The 15917-nt window shown below is 40.1% G+C and carries 18 protein-coding genes; 4 read left to right on the top strand and 14 right to left on the bottom strand.

What is annotated here, in order from left to right; genetic code table 11:
* Positions 1 to 23: 23 nt before the first annotated feature.
* A complete protein-coding gene (locus H6571_11425) occupies positions 24 to 824 on the top strand; it encodes a biotin--[acetyl-CoA-carboxylase] ligase (protein MCB9324336.1) in 801 nt (266 codons plus the stop codon).
* A 70-nt stretch (positions 825 to 894) separates the two neighbouring features.
* Here the strand turns inward: H6571_11425 and H6571_11430 are convergent, their stop codons facing one another.
* A complete protein-coding gene (locus H6571_11430) occupies positions 895 to 1695 on the bottom strand; it encodes an alpha/beta hydrolase (GenBank protein MCB9324337.1) in 801 nt (266 codons plus the stop codon).
* Positions 1692 to 2792, bottom strand: coding sequence for a DUF3524 domain-containing protein (locus tag H6571_11435; protein ID MCB9324338.1), 1101 nt, complete (start codon positions 2790 to 2792; stop codon positions 1692 to 1694). Before H6571_11435 ends, H6571_11430 begins: the two co-directional genes overlap by 4 nt.
* A gap of 510 nt (positions 2793 to 3302) precedes the next feature.
* Between H6571_11435 and H6571_11440 the strand changes: the two genes are divergently transcribed.
* From H6571_11440 to H6571_11450, 3 genes are all read left to right on the top strand, one after another.
* On the top strand, positions 3303 to 4562 hold the full coding sequence (locus tag H6571_11440; GenBank protein MCB9324339.1) for a PP2C family protein-serine/threonine phosphatase: 1260 nt from the start codon (positions 3303 to 3305) through the stop codon (positions 4560 to 4562).
* Positions 4563 to 4637: 75 nt separating this feature from the next.
* A complete protein-coding gene (locus tag H6571_11445; protein ID MCB9324340.1) occupies positions 4638 to 5489 on the top strand; it encodes an NINE protein in 852 nt (283 codons plus the stop codon).
* Positions 5490 to 6149 carry a CBS domain-containing protein gene (locus tag H6571_11450; protein ID MCB9324341.1) on the top strand — a complete coding sequence of 220 codons (660 nt, stop codon included), beginning with the start codon at positions 5490 to 5492 and terminating at the stop codon, positions 6147 to 6149.
* Here H6571_11450 and H6571_11455 read toward each other — a convergent pair.
* The 12 genes from H6571_11455 to H6571_11510 form a co-directional block, all read right to left on the bottom strand.
* A complete protein-coding gene (locus H6571_11455) occupies positions 6146 to 6832 on the bottom strand; it encodes an MBL fold metallo-hydrolase (GenBank protein MCB9324342.1) in 687 nt (228 codons plus the stop codon). The two genes, H6571_11450 and H6571_11455, sit on opposite strands and share 4 nt — an antisense overlap.
* A gap of 72 nt (positions 6833 to 6904) precedes the next feature.
* The gene (locus tag H6571_11460) at positions 6905 to 7582 is read right to left on the bottom strand and encodes a hypothetical protein (GenBank protein ID MCB9324343.1); all 678 of its coding nucleotides are present in this window, start codon (positions 7580 to 7582) and stop codon (positions 6905 to 6907) included.
* Positions 7583 to 7764: 182 nt separating this feature from the next.
* Positions 7765 to 8016, bottom strand: coding sequence for a hypothetical protein (locus H6571_11465; GenBank protein MCB9324344.1), 252 nt, complete (start codon positions 8014 to 8016; stop codon positions 7765 to 7767).
* Between the two features lie 130 nt (positions 8017 to 8146).
* Positions 8147 to 8647 (bottom strand): aminotransferase, encoded by a 501-nt coding sequence (locus H6571_11470; GenBank protein ID MCB9324345.1) that lies wholly within the window; start codon positions 8645 to 8647, stop codon positions 8147 to 8149.
* A gap of 53 nt (positions 8648 to 8700) precedes the next feature.
* Positions 8701 to 9618, bottom strand: coding sequence for a hypothetical protein (locus H6571_11475; protein ID MCB9324346.1), 918 nt, complete (start codon positions 9616 to 9618; stop codon positions 8701 to 8703).
* Positions 9615 to 10265 carry a DUF4386 domain-containing protein gene (locus tag H6571_11480; GenBank protein ID MCB9324347.1) on the bottom strand — a complete coding sequence of 217 codons (651 nt, stop codon included), beginning with the start codon at positions 10263 to 10265 and terminating at the stop codon, positions 9615 to 9617. Before H6571_11480 ends, H6571_11475 begins: the two co-directional genes overlap by 4 nt.
* A gap of 149 nt (positions 10266 to 10414) precedes the next feature.
* Positions 10415 to 10834 (bottom strand): hypothetical protein, encoded by a 420-nt coding sequence (locus H6571_11485; protein ID MCB9324348.1) that lies wholly within the window; start codon positions 10832 to 10834, stop codon positions 10415 to 10417.
* Between the two features lies 1 nt (position 10835).
* Positions 10836 to 11876 carry a beta-lactamase family protein gene (locus tag H6571_11490; GenBank protein MCB9324349.1) on the bottom strand — a complete coding sequence of 347 codons (1041 nt, stop codon included), beginning with the start codon at positions 11874 to 11876 and terminating at the stop codon, positions 10836 to 10838.
* Positions 11877 to 11895: 19 nt separating this feature from the next.
* Entirely contained in the window at positions 11896 to 12924 is a 1029-nt protein-coding gene (locus H6571_11495; GenBank protein ID MCB9324350.1) for an alpha/beta hydrolase, read from the bottom strand.
* Between the two features lie 5 nt (positions 12925 to 12929).
* Positions 12930 to 13544, bottom strand: coding sequence for a hypothetical protein (locus H6571_11500; protein ID MCB9324351.1), 615 nt, complete (start codon positions 13542 to 13544; stop codon positions 12930 to 12932).
* A 586-nt stretch (positions 13545 to 14130) separates the two neighbouring features.
* Positions 14131 to 15414, bottom strand: coding sequence for a hypothetical protein (locus H6571_11505; GenBank protein ID MCB9324352.1), 1284 nt, complete (start codon positions 15412 to 15414; stop codon positions 14131 to 14133).
* 71 nt (positions 15415 to 15485) lie between these two features.
* Positions 15486 to 15854: a YrdB family protein gene (locus tag H6571_11510; protein MCB9324353.1), complete on the bottom strand. Its 369-nt coding sequence runs from the start codon at positions 15852 to 15854 to the stop codon at positions 15486 to 15488.
* Positions 15855 to 15917: the final 63 nt, after the last annotated feature.

The following is a 15917-nucleotide window of genomic DNA, read 5'->3' on the forward strand; positions in this document are numbered from 1 at the left end:
TTAAGGCCGAAAATACTAACTTATTGCAAAAATTAAACACTCTTTTTATCGGAAAGGTTCTATTGGCATTTCCTCAACTTCCTTCCACTAACGTTCATGCCATTGACTTACTGTCAAAAAGCAGGCCAATTGAAGGAACTGTCATTTCGACGGCAGATCAAACCAACGGTCGCGGACAAATTGGCAGTAAGTGGTTAAGTAACCCTTTTGAAAACCTGACTTGCAGTGTTATCTTATACCCGATCTTTCTCGAAGCAAAACATCAGTTTTTGCTCAACATCATGACTTCTCTGGCCGTTTTTGATGTCATTCAGCAGCTACTTCCTGGTAAAAAATGTGCCATCAAATGGCCCAACGACCTCTATGTTGAGGACAAAAAAATTGCCGGCATTCTCATTCAAAATTCACTACAGGGCTCCACCATACAAAGTACTGTAATAGGCTTGGGAATCAATGTATTACAAACTTCTTTTGCTAACGAAATTCCCAATGCCACTTCCATAAAACTGGAATCTACCCGACCTAACGGTACGGGATTTCCCTGCGCTCAACCTGATTCCCCGTTTTCTGTTGAAAATGTCCTCTTCCGATTTTGCGAAAACCTTGAAAATCGTTACCTGCAACTAAAAGCAGGAAGAGAATCCAGCCTCAAAGATAATTATTTAACCCATTTATTGGGCCTTGGAGAAGAAAGGCTGTATCAAAAAAACGATAAAAGCTATTTTAAGGGCACCATCAGGGGGGTGACCGAAGCAGGAAAGTTGATTGTTGAATCTTCAGGGGAGCTATTGAATTTTAATTTAAAAGAGGTGAGTTTTTTATAATTTTTTTCACGAATCATTAAAAAATGACCTTCTTATTGTTCCTCCATTAACTTAAGAGGCTAGGGCAATTTCACTGGTCATAACAAAAGTCTGCAAATTGGCGCACCATCAACTGGGTATTTCTTTTGGATTCAAACATGCCCATGTGGCCTACTTTTTCCAAAACGTGCACTGAAGTTACCTCCGGTAAAGAGGTCTGATCCATACTTTGTTCCATGGTAACAGCTCCGTCTTTTTCCCCGATGATAAATAATACCGGTACGCTGATCGTTTGTAAAACAGCCGATTGATCGGGTCTTTCAGCCATGGCTTTTTGCCCCTGGATGATGCCTTCAGGATCGTATTGGGAGGCTTTATGGATAAGTTTGTCGAGCAAAAAACGATTGCTGCGTGCAAAATCAGGGGCGAACAATTTAGGGATAAGTTGTTTGACAAAAAGGTGGTGCCCCTGCTCCAGGATAAAATTTATGCCTTTGTAGCGATTTTTCTTTTTTTCTTCCGAATCAGCATAAGGATGTGAATGGAATATTCCCAGACCTTTGAGGTATTCCGGGAATTTCCTGGCAAAGGCGAGTCCCGTGTATCCTCCCATTGAATGGCCGATAATAATAAAGTCAGTGAGATTCAAATGATCGACGACAGCCTTCACGGCATCGGCCATACCGTCAATGGTCAGGTTTTCGACTACTTCTGATGCTCCAAAACCAGGCAGATCAATACACACCACCCGGTATTTTTTTTCGATTAAATCGAGTTTAAATTCATCCCAGATAAAACTATCTTCACAAAATCCGTGTACTAATACCACAACGTTTCCCTTGCCCTCACTGGAATAAGCAATCGTTTTTTCGTTTTGTTTTACATATTTCATCCTAATAAATTTTTCAACGCATCGTCATATTGGGTAGCTAATGTACTCCAATCGTATTTAGTAACAAAATTTTTATACGCACCAGGCTGATTAAAAAGATTCTTTTGCGCTATAATATTTTCAAGCATAGGCAGCAAATCTTCGTCGGAACGATAGAAATGGTTTTTCTTTTTATCCCCGGGAATATGCTCCGGGTAAGCCAGCCTTTCCGGCAAAAGGGGATAACAATCGCAATAAATCGCTTCCACTATACTGCCTCCGAAGAAATCCTGGTGACTCGTCACGGGCAAAATGTCGGCCTCGTGTAATAACGCTGCGTATTCACCTCTGCTTGCGGCAAAACCGAAGTGGATGATTTCCTCCCGAAGCCGCTCGCGGGCTTCTTCAAATACCGGGGGAACCTGCTGGTAAGCCTCTCCAACCACTATGAGCTGAAAAGCCGTTCCTTTTTCTTTTAACTTAAACAGTGTATTAAAAAACAGTGCCGGGTTTTTGTCGTACTCCCAACGATGATTCCAAAGTAAAACGGGTGCTTTCATTTCGCGATTCCTGCTTTCGCGATCCAGTGATTTCAGATCCATCCCCAGGTGGAGGACAGCGCTTTTTTCAACGATCTTATCGATATTTTTCAATCCGCGATGATCCGGGAAAGCTTTGAGGAAAGGTTTCAACCCCTCCAAAAAAGATTTTTGATGGAAGACGGAGTTGAAAAATACTTTATCGGCAGCGAGGGCACTAGTATAGTTAATGAAGCCGTACTGGCGGTTGAGTTCTCCAGCTGCTGCAGCTTTGATGCCTGTCCAGGGATAGGTAATTTGATTTTCATGAAAATAGAGCGCTACGGGAATCTCCCTGGTTCTGGTGAGCCCAAGGAAGGTCGACAGATCGAGCATATCCGTTGCCAGGATCAGGTCGGGCTCAAAATCCATTTTCATAAAATCATCCGCGAGGCTTACCGCTCCACCGAACATCCGCCATTTCCAGTGGCGACCTTTTAGGCTGAGGATTTCAACCTCATGCCTGCTGAATTGCTGATAGGCTTCAGCCCATTGGCGGTGGCTGCCGGAAAAAAAAGGTTCTATGATCAGGACTTTCATTCGGCTAATATAATGAATGTTGATGAATGATTGATTTTAGTGTTGTTTCACTTCCTTATCTATGGTCGGAAGGGTCCAGAAAGGTTCAAAGAGTTCAAAGAGTTTCAAAGGGTTTCAAAATTGTCCCGGCACTGCGTGCACGAGGATCTCCCTTCGGTCGATTTTAAGTTGGGTTCAAAATTGTTCCAAGGTAGTTTCAAGGTAGTTTCAAGATGGTTTCAAGTGAGTTTTAAGAGGGGGAAGACAACGAAAAAGGTCAACCAAAAAACAGGAGAAATAAATCATCGACGCCCCAAATTCAACGTTTGGGCAGCCTTCAAATCTTAGCAAAAGCTACAAATTATGCACCATCCCTTCTTAAGATTCAAGAATCTCGGCATTATTTACGATATTTGTCAATGAAGGAAAAATTTACGGAAGTTTACCGGGATTTTATTTTCGATTAACCAACAAACAAAACAAAATCTACTAACAATTAATCATTGTAAAGCACTTTAAATTCGACCCAAAATGTCCAATCTTACTGATATTAAAATGGGCCTCTCAAAACTCGAAGCTTTAGAAAAGGAACTCAACCTGAAGCGGTTGCAGATCAATAGTCTGTTGACCATTACTCAAGCCATCAACGACAATGTGTCGGCAGATGAACTTTATGAGATGTACCATTCTTTTCTGAGTTGGGAGCTGACCATAAAAAAAATGGCCCTTTTTGTAAAGAGCGATGACGGGAACTGGCATTGTGCCTCTTCCATCAATATTGCTAAAAATTTACTGGCTAAAGATATCAGTCCCATCCTTGCAGAGATAAAAGGTCCCAACAACCTCGATGACAAAAAACATCCTTTAATCAGCCAGTTTGACGTAGTCATCCCGGTAGCGCATAAAAAGTACCCCATTGCCTATGTCTTTATCGGCGGTTTTTCTGACGAGGAAGACATGTACAACAAAGTGCAGCTGATCACGACCATCACCAATGTGATTGCCGTGGCCATTGAAAACAAAAGACTTTTCAAGCGTCAGATAGAACAGGAACGGTACAACAAAGAAATGGAACTGGCCGCTGAGATGCAGCGCCTGCTCATTCCCCAGAAGTTGCCGTCCAATGAACATTACGAACTTGCCGGTATTTACAAGCCGCATTTCCGTGTCGGAGGAGATTACCTTGACTTCCTCGAATTTGAGGATGGCAAGTTGTTCTTCTGCATCGGTGACATTTCGGGCAAAGGGGTAAGTGCTGCCTTGTTGATGGCAAATTTCCAGGCCAACTTCAAAACACTCATCAATAAACACCGCTCGAACCTCCACGATTTCATCCACGATATCAATAATGCCGTCAACAGGATAACCCTGGGAGACAAATTCATCACTTTTTTTATCGGCGAATACGATATTGCCACACGCAACCTTCGTTACATTAATGCCGGGCATACCCCACCGATCCTGGTAGACGATGGTCACATTCATTTACTGGATAAAGGATGTACCCTGCTCGGGCTTTTTGAGCAATTACCCAAACTGGAAATCGGGCAGATCAAGCTGAGTGGAGAAGCCGTAATTCTGAGTTTTACAGATGGCCTTACAGATATCCGGAACCACCAGGGTGATTTTTTATCGGAAGAAAAATTGCAGCATTTTGTACAAGGTCATTATCTTGTCTCCGCAAAGGATTTTACCCAACAATTGAAAGAATATATTGAAGCATTTATCGGAGAAGAGAAATACCCCGACGACTTTACGGTATTATCTTGTCGATTTTTTTCTCCTAAATGAAGCAGGTTTGCAACAAAACCTGGGTTATAGAGGTTAATTAATCAAAAGCAAAGCAAAAGACAGCGCGTTTAGTCTATGAAAAATAAAAATATTGCCGCTATAATGGCCTTCTTTTTTGGCTCATTTGGTGTTCACCGGTTTTATCTTGGACAGGTGGGCATGGGTATCGGTATGATTTTTTTGTTCAGTGCCGGATGGAGGATGTTCGGATGGCCGGTAGCGGCCATCATCGGGGTCATTGATGCCATTGTGTTTCTTTCCATGGATCAAAAAGAATTCGATAAAAAATACAACAAAAAATTCTTCAACACTGGAGATCCTGATTATGAAAGAAAGAGGGAAATGGAACGCGAACGTTATAAAAATATGAGAAGAACACGCCCTGAAAGACCTGATTTCGATAGAAAAAGACCGGAGCCTCAAAAAACAACAAACCGCAGGCAGACACAGCGCCAGAAAATTGCCGCGGTAAGTCCTTTTAAAGCCAGCGGGATCAAGAAGTTCAAGGAATACGAATACGAAGGAGCCATAAAGGATTTTGAAAAAGTGTTGGAAGTTAACCCCAGAGATGTTGCAGTACATTTCAATATCGCCTGTGCCTATTCCCTGATGGAGAATGCAGAAAAGGCCTTTGACCACCTGGACAAAGCAGTGAGTTATGGATTTTCAGATTTTGACCGCATACGCACTCACGATGCTTTAGCTTTTATTAGGGTTCAGAAGGAATTCGAAACTTTTGAGCAGAACAAATTCCAGCTTCCTCAACAACGGCTGGAAGCGCCAAAAGAAGATTTGCTCAGCACTCCGGCCATTACCTCGGGAGATTTGCTTGAACAATTGAACAAACTGGGTGAATTGAGAAAAAAAGGATTACTCACAGAAGATGAATTTACTGTGCAAAAGAAAAAATTACTCGCAGAAAAATAAATGATCACAGAAACACTTATATCGAATGTTATTGTTCCCCTGCGGACTTCCGATACCGGGGAAAGCGCGCTTGAAGTGATGAATGAATTTCATATCAGGCACTTACCTGTCGTTAATGACAAGGAACTACTCGGTCTGGTGTCAGAAGATGACATCCTTGACTATGATGCCACTGAGCCTGTCGGTTCCTACGCACTGTCCTTACCCAAGCCCTGTGTACAGAGTAAATCCCACCTCTATGAAGTCATGAAACTTATGGCGGATTATCACCTGACCGTAGTTCCCGTCATCGATGATGAGCAGCATTACCTCGGATTGGTCAGCATGGAAGATGTTTTGTACCGTTTTGCCAAAACATTGCCTTTCACCGAACCAGGTAGCATCATTGTGCTTGAAATGGCAAAAATAGATTATGCCTTATCAGAAATTGCACGAATCGTGGAGTCTGAAAATTCCGTGATTTTGAGTTCATATGTTACCTCAAGCCAGGATACTTCTCAAATTGAGGTGACTCTTAAAATAAACAACCAGCAGATCAATTCCATCCTCGCTTCGTTCGAGCGCTTTGAATATGACATAAAAGCCTCTTTTAACGAAGTAGAATATCTTGACACGCTCAAGGAACGCTATGAATCGTTGATGAATTACCTGAACGTTTAGCCGAATTTTTTTCTTAATTTAAGATTTGCGCCACGGTGAATGGGCCCTCCGTGACCAAATACCGCCTTGTCAAAATCCAGGGCAGCAACTTTTCTAAGGCTTTGGAGGCCAATATCCGTATCTTCATAAACAACACTCAGGGCCAAGCCGAAAATATTGGCACAAATGTCTCCGGCTATCACCAGGTTGTCTGCCCTGACCCATAAAGCTATATGTCCCGCGGTGTGGCCGGGGGTATGGATCACCTGGATCCCTCCTGCAAACGGGAGTTCATCCCCATCCTGAAGCCTTCGATCCACCTGGGTCGGCTCAATTACGACAGGAGTTCCTTTGATTAAAAGCTGAAACATAAGCCAGTTGAACCCTCCCGGCGAAACAACTCTGGATTTTCGTCCTGCGATTCCTTTTTCGATCTCCTTCGCATCCTCTTCATGGGCCATGACCGGTACATTGAGCCTTCTTTTTATTTCGGCCGCACTTCCCGCATGATCAAGGTGTAAATGAGTGAGAATGATCCGCCTGATATCTTTTGGATCTTTTCCGCCTTTTTTGATCGCGTTGAAAATTTTATCGGCACTTCCTTTGTATCCTGTATCGACGAGCGTCAGCCCGTCATCTTCAATGACAAATGCGTTTACCGCCCCCAGGGTGATCTGGTAAACGTGGTCTGTGATTTTTCTCATAATAGAATGGGCTTTGGTATTCTTTTTCCATCTATGAGAAAGCGCTGATGTTAAGTAGTTGGCACGGTAGAATCAAACGTAATCATCTGAATAATCATATAAAATATGTTCTATCAGATCGAGTACAAAGTCATATTCCAGCATCATCTCTTTAGAAGGGATTCTTTGATTTCGATAATACAAAAGAAGATAATCCGCTTCTCCTTCGACGGACAACCCTTTTTTTTTGGCGATATCTTCCAATACCCGGCTTCCTGCCTGCCCTTCAAAAATAATACTGTCGTTGGTTTTTATTTCATACTTTGAATGAAATTCCTTTTTCTCAGGGAAAGGTTTCTCCTTATCCATAAAAAACTCCTGGATCTGGTTCAGGGTACCTTTGGGCCTAATTTCAAATTTATCGAAATCAAATTCCTCACTCTTGATTTCAAAAATAGTTGTGGTACGCTTCTTAAACTCCCCGTAATAGGTATAATCATAAATCCTTATGATTCCGGAAAAGGATGGATCCTGCTTCTGTAAAATACCTTTTAAACGCTTGGATTTTTTTCCCTTAAAAATGTCAAATCCTTTGAGAAAAAAAGGTTGATTGGAAAATTTTTCTTTACTCGTAAAAGCAAATTCATATTGCCGGGCCAACTGGCTCAATTCGGCGATGCGCTCGTTACTCCTGAACCTGTCCAGTAAATCATCAATAAATGCCTCCATCAGTAAGGTTTTGGTTGATTTCCCTCTCTTCTTTCTCTCCATTTTTTCATAAAAATCCCCCCCTGGAAATGCAACCCCTAAATTATAAAAAAAATTATAATTATGATAACCTTCTTCCTCCGCTCATTTCCCCGCAGCACTTTTTTTACCCTAAACTGGTTTTCATTGAAATGGAGGCGATGAAATTTAAACCATAAAACGGCCCGAATTTTGACTTATTGAGTTTAATTAATACCCTCTGAATAAAATTCCTCCTCCCACCAGGCTAAAGACCTATAGTTAAAAGTCTTTTTCGCATTTCTATCAATGATTAACTGCAGATAATCTTTGATCTTTTCGAGGTGTTTCATGGCTTCTCCGACGGTATTGATCTGTTCAACGGGGCTGGTTTGTACTGCAAACAGCGCCGTCATTTTTGGATTTTTTCGGGCAATATGATCCGCAGCCATTAAAATCGATTTTTGCAGGTCATTCATTGGTATTCAATTTTGCTTAACCACTCCGAAAACACGAAGGGATAGACAAAAATGAATAAAAAATATGGAACCCAACAGCTTATAAATAACCGGCCAGGGTTAATCCATCCATCCTTTAAGTCCGTTAAGTTTAACCCGCGCTGGCCGCGGCTTTTTTTTGTTTGTAGAGCCGTGCGGCAAATCCACAGTAGATCAGCAATTCAGTAAGCGTTTCTTCCTCAAACTGGTTGATATCTGCTTCAATGTCATAGTCGAAATCAAATTTCCTCCAGATCCATTTGGGATACATGGTCAACACCAGGTTATCGGATTCGTCCAGCAGTTCAAAGCGGTGTTTCCATGCGCCCCTGGATCTAAACAAAAAACTCCGCTCGGCCACGCCTGCCTCCTGGATCCAGTTGATGCTGATGGTTCTTTTCCAATGGTAATTAATTCGCCCCATGGGAATCCCGTTTTTCAGTATTCCGAATTTAGTGCGGAAGAAGTTTTGGGGTTGTATTTCAATGTTTACCCCTTTGTACCTTGCTTCCGCTTTACTTGAGAACCAACTGGTATAATCTACTTTCAACACTGCAAATGTCCCTTTTACGATCTGGAAATTCCCTCTCCCAGAAGTGCATTCTATTTTCATGATTGTCGGTTTTTATTTTCTTACCTACTCTTTCAGCGGTCTCCGTTTTCCAATTAAATCGGGAGCATATCAAAAAACAGCTCCGCAATAGGAATGTTTAAATCCTGGATGAAATCATAATAGAGGCCTGGAGAACAATTAATATCTACTACTTTGTAGCCATCCTGGGTTTTGATAAAATCCAGGCCAAAGTAATCAGCGCCTAAAATTTCCCCTATTTTAATCGCAATGGATTCAATTTCATGGCCAGGTTTGACATAAACCGTCTCTCCGCCAATGCTATCTTCATCATATACTTTCCAGCCCGATATTTTAGTGCTTTTTTTTCGGAATCCATATAAGACCTTTCCGTTAATGACGGTTACCCCAACCCATTCTTCTATATTGTTTGGGTAAAATTTTTCTAAATAATAATCCTTCTTTGGGTGGTAACCGATAATATCTCTTAGTTGATTGAAATGATCTATTTTCACAATCCCAATGCCAAAAGAGGATCTTCTTGGCTTGAGCAGGAAAGAAGACGTTTCAAACAAAGGTTCCAATAAGCCGTAATTATCCGGGTTGACCAGGTATAAATCTGAAACCGGAATATTATACTTGTGTAAGATACTAAATGCAATAAACTTATCCGTAGCTACAGCATAAAAGGAATGGGAGTTATGTACTTTTGTACTTAGTTCAAGAACCCGCAGCACTTCCATGTGATAACTATCCCGACTGCGGTCCAGCATGCCCATCCATACAAAGTGGTCAAGATTACTTAAACAATAATCACCAATAAAAACCTGGTGGTTTTTGATGATCGCTTTTCTGAAATCCAAATGCTCGACATAATCGACTTCCTTTTTGATTAAAAAGGAACAAAACAAGTTGTAAATACGCTCATCAATGTGGGCCGGGTTTTGCATGGTGATGGAAACTTCCAGGTCTTTTCTTGGAGGAATCCAAAGCCCGACTTTTAATTTTTTCATGACGCTTTTTTATCAATAATCAACCAAACAGCCAGTCCAAGTTCTCCAATGGCCATAGGAAGCGCGAGAATCATTTCCAAATTACTTACCATAGCTGATTGAGGAAGAGTTAATTTCAGGAAGTGGACAACTACGTAAGAAACTCCAGCGATTAATGCCAAATACCATAAAATCTTTGGTACCCGGGCATGAAGTTTCATTAAAATTCCAACTAAAAACAGATGAATGCCAAATATGATTAACCCGGCACTCCAAATCGATTGGAACAATTGAAAATTATTGATAATAATCTCCTTACTTATTTCCGTATGATTAAGATTTTTCGTCAGATAAAATGTCCCAATTCCAAATACAATTGTATATATGATTCTCAAGGTTGATGATGCAAATGATATATTTTTATTGTCCTCTTTAAAATACCTATAAAGCGTCCAGGAAACCAATAGATCAAGAAGAAGCACTATTACAATAGCTAATAACATCAATTTGTAAAGTTGCAAATTACCGGCAAGGTTGCTTTGGACAAAATCAGGTTGGCTCGGGTTAAATATTTTAGGAAATGCAAATCCAAATGCAAATCCAGCTATTATTGCCATCAATAAAAGTGAGTACCCGGTAATTTTTGCAAAAGTTCTCTTTTTAATCATTTTATGCTTCATTTTAGTTTAGCAGTTTAAGGAAATAACGATAATTAGGTTGCAAGGTAATATTACACCAAAGGCTGATAAAGAACGTAAATGCTGAGGCCAGGAAGCAATTATCGCATTTATTGTGCATTCGTTTCTGATTTAAAATCTTATTTGTCGTTCACTTTCCCTGGATTTATCCATTTCCAAGCGAGCCACACAATAGCTATGGTAGTGGCTATTTCGATAATGCTACAAAATAAGTAATATTTTGTAGGTGCAACTGCAAAAAGTGTCGCTGTTTGAACAAGTGTCATGATTATTCCGGCAATAATGTTTGCCCACCGGTTGGATCTATAATTTAATATTCTCGACAGCAAAACCATTACGATAGGAATTTCCATCAGGATTGCTGAAGCTAATAAGAAATTTTCATTCATTTCCATTCCGTTTACATTTCCTGCCAGATATTGCTTTAACAGGTTTACATCCATTATTCCCATGATATCGCAATACAAATAATTTAAAATTGCGAAAATCCACAAGGTGGAGAGTAATACTTTTTTATCCATTTTATTATTTTTATGCATGTTACGAGCTTTTTTCCCTTCTCACTATTTTCACAATACGACTATATACTATCTCCGCCAAATTCCAGTCATATCCATGAAAGTTCGTTGTATTATTAAATTGAATAACAACCGTGTCGATGTCTTTGTAGTATTTGGCAATACTTTGATAGCCGGGAAGCAAACCCGTATGTTCGTAAACGTAAATGGAGGAATAGATTTCCTGTTCCCCTTCGTTGAACACCGAACCATCGTTTAATGCGCGCAAGAATATGCCCACATCCTCTGCTGTAGCTAACATTAGGCCTGTGTCTTCATACTTAAAATCCTTTTCAACACCAACATAATAGCCACTCATCACATTGTCTATATTCACTTCACTAAGCGAACCGAACGTGTTTTTTAGCCCAAGTGGATTCAAAATTTCCTCCCTGATAAATTGCTGATGGGGATAACCTAACGTTTTATCGATAAGGTCCTCAATTAACATATAATTTGTATTTGAATATTCATAGTGCTTTCCGGGTTTAAAGTCAGCAGGTAAATCCAGCGCGTATTCAAGTGTTTCTTGTCTGTTTTTTGGCGGTTTTATCCAATAATCAGGATGGTCTACAAAATTAGGAATGCCACTCCGATGTTGCACCATCATTCTCAAGGTTATCTTGTCTGAATATTCTATTCTTCCGGCTAGTTCCGGAAAGTATTCAGCGAGTGTTTTATCCAAAGACAAACGTCCTGCTTTCACTAATTTTGTGGTAGCAACAGCCAGATAAAGCTTGGTAATACTGGCAATTTTAAATAATGCTTGCGGGTAGGCAGGTATTTTATTTTTTCGGTCATGCCAGCCTGCAGCATAAAATTCCGGTGGCTTTCCAGCTTGGTCCACATAAACAATCATTCCATCAAACCCGTGATCGATACCTTCCTCTAATTGCTCCTGAACGGTATCTGGAAGTGGTAATATCCATGCCCTTACCAAAATCCATGGAACGAACGCCAAAGAGGATATGCTTGCAATAATAAATGCTATTCTGAGTATTCGTTTTATTTGTTTCTTTGTCATAATGTAAAGCGACCTGTTGTTAAAGTCCATCCACAAATCGCCGGAATGAACTCATAAATAATTCCTGTTCTTCAATATATCCTTCATGAGCGCTATTTTCTAGGATCACCATTTCTTTGTCCATAAATCCCGGCCCACCAATGCTATTAAATGCATCGAATCCCATTTCAATCGTGTTTACTCCATCGTGTCGGCCCCAAATAACCATGGTAGGTATTTTAATATTTGCCATTTGAGGACTTAGGTTCAATTCCAATATGTTAAAGCGCTTTGCGAGATATCGTCCGTTAAAAAATATGGCCAGCGAAAGGTATGAATTCATAACGCCTGCGGCTCCAACTTCTGGTCCTCGCACTACCTGGTCCGGGTCGTGACGATAAGCATTTGTATTATCCAGATATTTGTCATATTTGAAATAATTGTCCACTATTGTCATATCAGGAACTGTTGCACACCAATCGCGTGCTTCCGTCCAGTAGTCAACATCTAAGCCATTATCTATTTGTTCCTGAGCGTAATCTTTAACAAACACAACTGATTTTGGAATTCCTTCAAGCAAGTTGTGTCCACTGTCCATATCGATAAATCCAGCTACCTTATCCTGATAATTTCCGGTGCTCAAATACGCGCTTCCCAGTGCACCGCCCCAGCTTATTCCATAAAAAACAATTTTAGGATAATTGTGCCGTAAATTAATCGCATCAATTACAAGGTCAAGATCTTCTACAAATTGCTCAACAGTAAATGATTCTTTGTCGGGATTACCCTGAGAAAGCCCCGATGCGCGTTGATCCCAATAGGCAAAGGCATAGTCATTCTCCAACTCCTTTGCTACCGGGAGAAAAGAGGACAACGAAGCATTTCCACCGGGTCCTCCATGTACAAAAAGGATAAAGACTTTCGATTCGATATTTCCTTTGATGTAAACGGGCATTTCCGCCCCGTCATTTTTTACGAAGAAATGATCTCCATCGTAGAAACTCTCTTTTTCACAAGAACTGAATAAAATTGATGTTAATAGAACAAATACTAAAATGATGTGTCTCATAACAGTTATTTTTTGAATTTATAGGTAAATCCCATTTTGGCTGCAACATGTGGTATGAAAGTATGATTAACTCCTGATTGCAAATAAGCTTCCGCTCCAATGTGAATACTAAGCGGTAAATTAGCTTTCCGGCTTCCATCCCAACCCAGCAATACTGAAGAAGTGGGCATAAAATGAGGGTTGCCCCAATTCGGCGCTTTTTCTACACTGCCATCTGCCGACCTATGGTAAATCTTACCAGCTGGAAAGGAGTGCATGTATCCCGCGCCCAAATTTAAATCGACGAACATGGATGAAATAGGAAACCTTGTTCCAATAGATGTTTTAGCAAATAGGGCCGTGTTATTCCATCGATGCCAATATCCGCCTAAATCTGTATCCCAATGAACCGTAACCCACTTTTTCGATGATAGGGTATACTCGATTCCAAGGCTTAAACCCGGATGCAATACCAATTCACCGAAGTAATCGAATTTAACAGCTACTCTTTCATTATGTATTAATCGGGAGAATAGCCCTTCCCGGTCGGTATTTTTATCCATGCTCTGCTGTGCCATTACCTGGCCGTGGCATTGACCCAGCACGATCACGAAAAATGCCACAAAAATCATTTTCATCATATTTTTTATTTATTATTTACGATTCAATTTTCCTCTTTTCAATTCATTGCCTGAATAAATTCATGTCCTCGCGGATGACTTTATAACCCCGGACACTATTTTTTTCTTAAAAATAGGAAGGTAAAAGCCCCTCCTAACATGTTGCCAAACCCTGCATTGGCAAGTAGGAGGGGGCCTTCACTTTAAGGAAGTCAGGTGTTCCGTATCGTATGCTATTTATGGTTTTCATTTTCGCTATTATATGATAAGCGTTATTAATTATGAGCCAAAGGTACTCCCAGGAACAGGAGCAGTCGTTCTGAATTAATAAAATAGCGTACGGAATTATAATTCCGTACAAACCAGATAATGTATTGTATTGAAAAACTGAAACGCTTCTCTTTACTGATTTAGGAACTGCTTGGGTGTTAAGCAGGTTTCTTTCATGAAATGGTTGTCTACATGCGTAGTTATTGACGCTAAAGAGATTCCCCTAAGCAGTATTTATAGAGAAGGGGGGATGCTATGATAGATGACATGGGGAAGAAAAGGGGCCATAAATTCTAAAAACGAATAATTTTTTTGTTTTGGTTTTTAAACTTAGATTTTATTTGTTGCGAAATTGCTTTAACCAATCGCTTACAAGAGGAAGATATTCAGGGGATAGTATTTGAAAATATGGAAAGTCTTCATTCAGCCAGGTCATGGAATGGGATGTGTTTTCTAAAGTGATTAGCTGGTAATTTGTTGATTTTGACCTACCAATTGCCTTTTTAATGGTTTTGTAGCTTTTGTCTGGAATTACATTATCAGATAATCCGTGAATGACTAAAACCGGTTGTGTGATTTTCTTAAAATAAGGAAGTCCGCTAAAGTTTAGTTTGTAATCTTTTTGGATATCACGTTCAGGTATCCAAACGTATTTTAGCCAATCCTCACGGCTATTTTTATTTTTTAGTTGTTCTAAAAATTCATACGAAATATTTCCTGCGAGGTAATTATATCCTGCCTTCTGGATTTTTAAGGCCTGATTAATATTTTTTTTGCCTATTCGATTAATATTTAAATTTTTCCAATGGTTTAAATCACTTTCCAAAAGGGTACCGTCGGGACAACTAATCGAAATACCAAAACCCAAATCGGGTAATTTTGAGAGGATGTAAGGAATTTTAATGCCTCCCTGGCTGCTTCCCTTAATACCCATTTCGGATAATGGAAGCGCTGAAATTTTTGAGAAAAATTCAATGGCATTCATGTCATCAGAACAGAGCTCTTCGATTGTTGCTAATTGCCATGCTCCTTCTGACTTTCCGGTTCCCCGTTTATCGTAATTAAAAACGGTATATCCTAAATTGGCAAAATAATAAGCTTCTGCATTGGTTCCGCTCCGGTCGTTTCCCTGTGATGAGGTCACAAAGAACAGACCCTTGTTAACGGATTCCTGAGGCTTCCACAAGGTGCAGGAAAGCTGAAGTCCATTAGAAATAAATGTAAAATCTATCTTCTCAATTTTATCCTGCTTATTGGGTTCCGTTCTATTTAGATTTGTTTCAAAAGAATTTAATAGTTGCTCCGATTCATTGGAATAGATTTTCAGGTTTCCTTTGAAATTTTCATTTCGTTTGATGTACCGATATTCATAGGTGTAGTAATCACTTACGACATAAAATTCCAAAGTGTCTTTTTTTAACCTTGTATTTTGACAAGGAATTTCATAAGCATTCATATCGATACTTGTAAAGAATGCTTTTGTTTGGCCCTCCATTTCTTTCAATTTCACCTGATAGTCAATAGTCGATTTCCCGAAATGAATGGTACCTGACCAGGTTTGAGCTATTAATCCCCCAAAGGAGAACAGTTGAACAATCGTTAAAAAAAGGATATATCTCATGGCTTTAATTTTATGGTTTATTGAATGTAGGATACAAATTTACCCTTTTCCCCCTTTGTATGCCTTTAGGATTATTTTGTTAGCAGCCAAAATATGCGGTCATAAGAAATGACATAATGTACCAACACAAGGGCACCAAGCACCAGGCTCAGCTGATTTGATTCCATATTATACAATGCCCAGGTGGCAAAACCAAAAAATAAAAATTCAATGCCAAGCCTTACTATTCCTGAAACGGGAACGGGAGCATTGCCCGAACGGCTGGGGTCATTGGCTACCGCAAATGTTCCCCAAATCACAGCCGCGATAACCGGTAAGCCAATAGCCAGAACATATTTTTCCCAGCTGTCACTTTGTTTCCATCCCCAGACTCCTATTACTGCTAAGGAGAATATTTCAAGTAGAAAACGCACCGCCAGATTAATCGGATTTGAACTCATTTGGTTTGTTTTTAATTTTTCTTAGAAATCTATTTATTGTTGCGCTTCCACTCGTATTTTCAG

The organism is Lewinellaceae bacterium, from assembly GCA_020636105.1.
Lineage (GTDB): Bacteria > Bacteroidota > Bacteroidia > Chitinophagales > Saprospiraceae > BCD1.

Coding starts and splice junctions, on each gene's coding strand:
- H6571_11430 (MCB9324337.1), bottom strand. CDS start 1,695: ATGAAATATGTAAAACAAAACGAAAAAACGATTGCTTATTCCAGTGAG.
- H6571_11435 (MCB9324338.1), bottom strand. CDS start 2,792: ATGAAAGTCCTGATCATAGAACCTTTTTTTTCCGGCAGCCACCGCCAA.
- H6571_11440 (MCB9324339.1), top strand. CDS start 3,303: ATGTCCAATCTTACTGATATTAAAATGGGCCTCTCAAAACTCGAAGCT.
- H6571_11445 (MCB9324340.1), top strand. CDS start 4,638: ATGAAAAATAAAAATATTGCCGCTATAATGGCCTTCTTTTTTGGCTCA.
- H6571_11450 (MCB9324341.1), top strand. CDS start 5,490: ATGATCACAGAAACACTTATATCGAATGTTATTGTTCCCCTGCGGACT.
- H6571_11455 (MCB9324342.1), bottom strand. CDS start 6,832: ATGAGAAAAATCACAGACCACGTTTACCAGATCACCCTGGGGGCGGTA.
- H6571_11460 (MCB9324343.1), bottom strand. CDS start 7,582: ATGGAGAGAAAGAAGAGAGGGAAATCAACCAAAACCTTACTGATGGAG.
- H6571_11465 (MCB9324344.1), bottom strand. CDS start 8,016: ATGAATGACCTGCAAAAATCGATTTTAATGGCTGCGGATCATATTGCC.
- H6571_11470 (MCB9324345.1), bottom strand. CDS start 8,647: ATGAAAATAGAATGCACTTCTGGGAGAGGGAATTTCCAGATCGTAAAA.
- H6571_11475 (MCB9324346.1), bottom strand. CDS start 9,618: ATGAAAAAATTAAAAGTCGGGCTTTGGATTCCTCCAAGAAAAGACCTG.
- H6571_11480 (MCB9324347.1), bottom strand. CDS start 10,265: ATGATTAAAAAGAGAACTTTTGCAAAAATTACCGGGTACTCACTTTTA.
- H6571_11485 (MCB9324348.1), bottom strand. CDS start 10,834: ATGCATAAAAATAATAAAATGGATAAAAAAGTATTACTCTCCACCTTG.
- H6571_11490 (MCB9324349.1), bottom strand. CDS start 11,876: ATGACAAAGAAACAAATAAAACGAATACTCAGAATAGCATTTATTATT.
- H6571_11495 (MCB9324350.1), bottom strand. CDS start 12,924: ATGAGACACATCATTTTAGTATTTGTTCTATTAACATCAATTTTATTC.
- H6571_11500 (MCB9324351.1), bottom strand. CDS start 13,544: ATGATGAAAATGATTTTTGTGGCATTTTTCGTGATCGTGCTGGGTCAA.
- H6571_11505 (MCB9324352.1), bottom strand. CDS start 15,414: ATGAGATATATCCTTTTTTTAACGATTGTTCAACTGTTCTCCTTTGGG.
- H6571_11510 (MCB9324353.1), bottom strand. CDS start 15,854: ATGAGTTCAAATCCGATTAATCTGGCGGTGCGTTTTCTACTTGAAATA.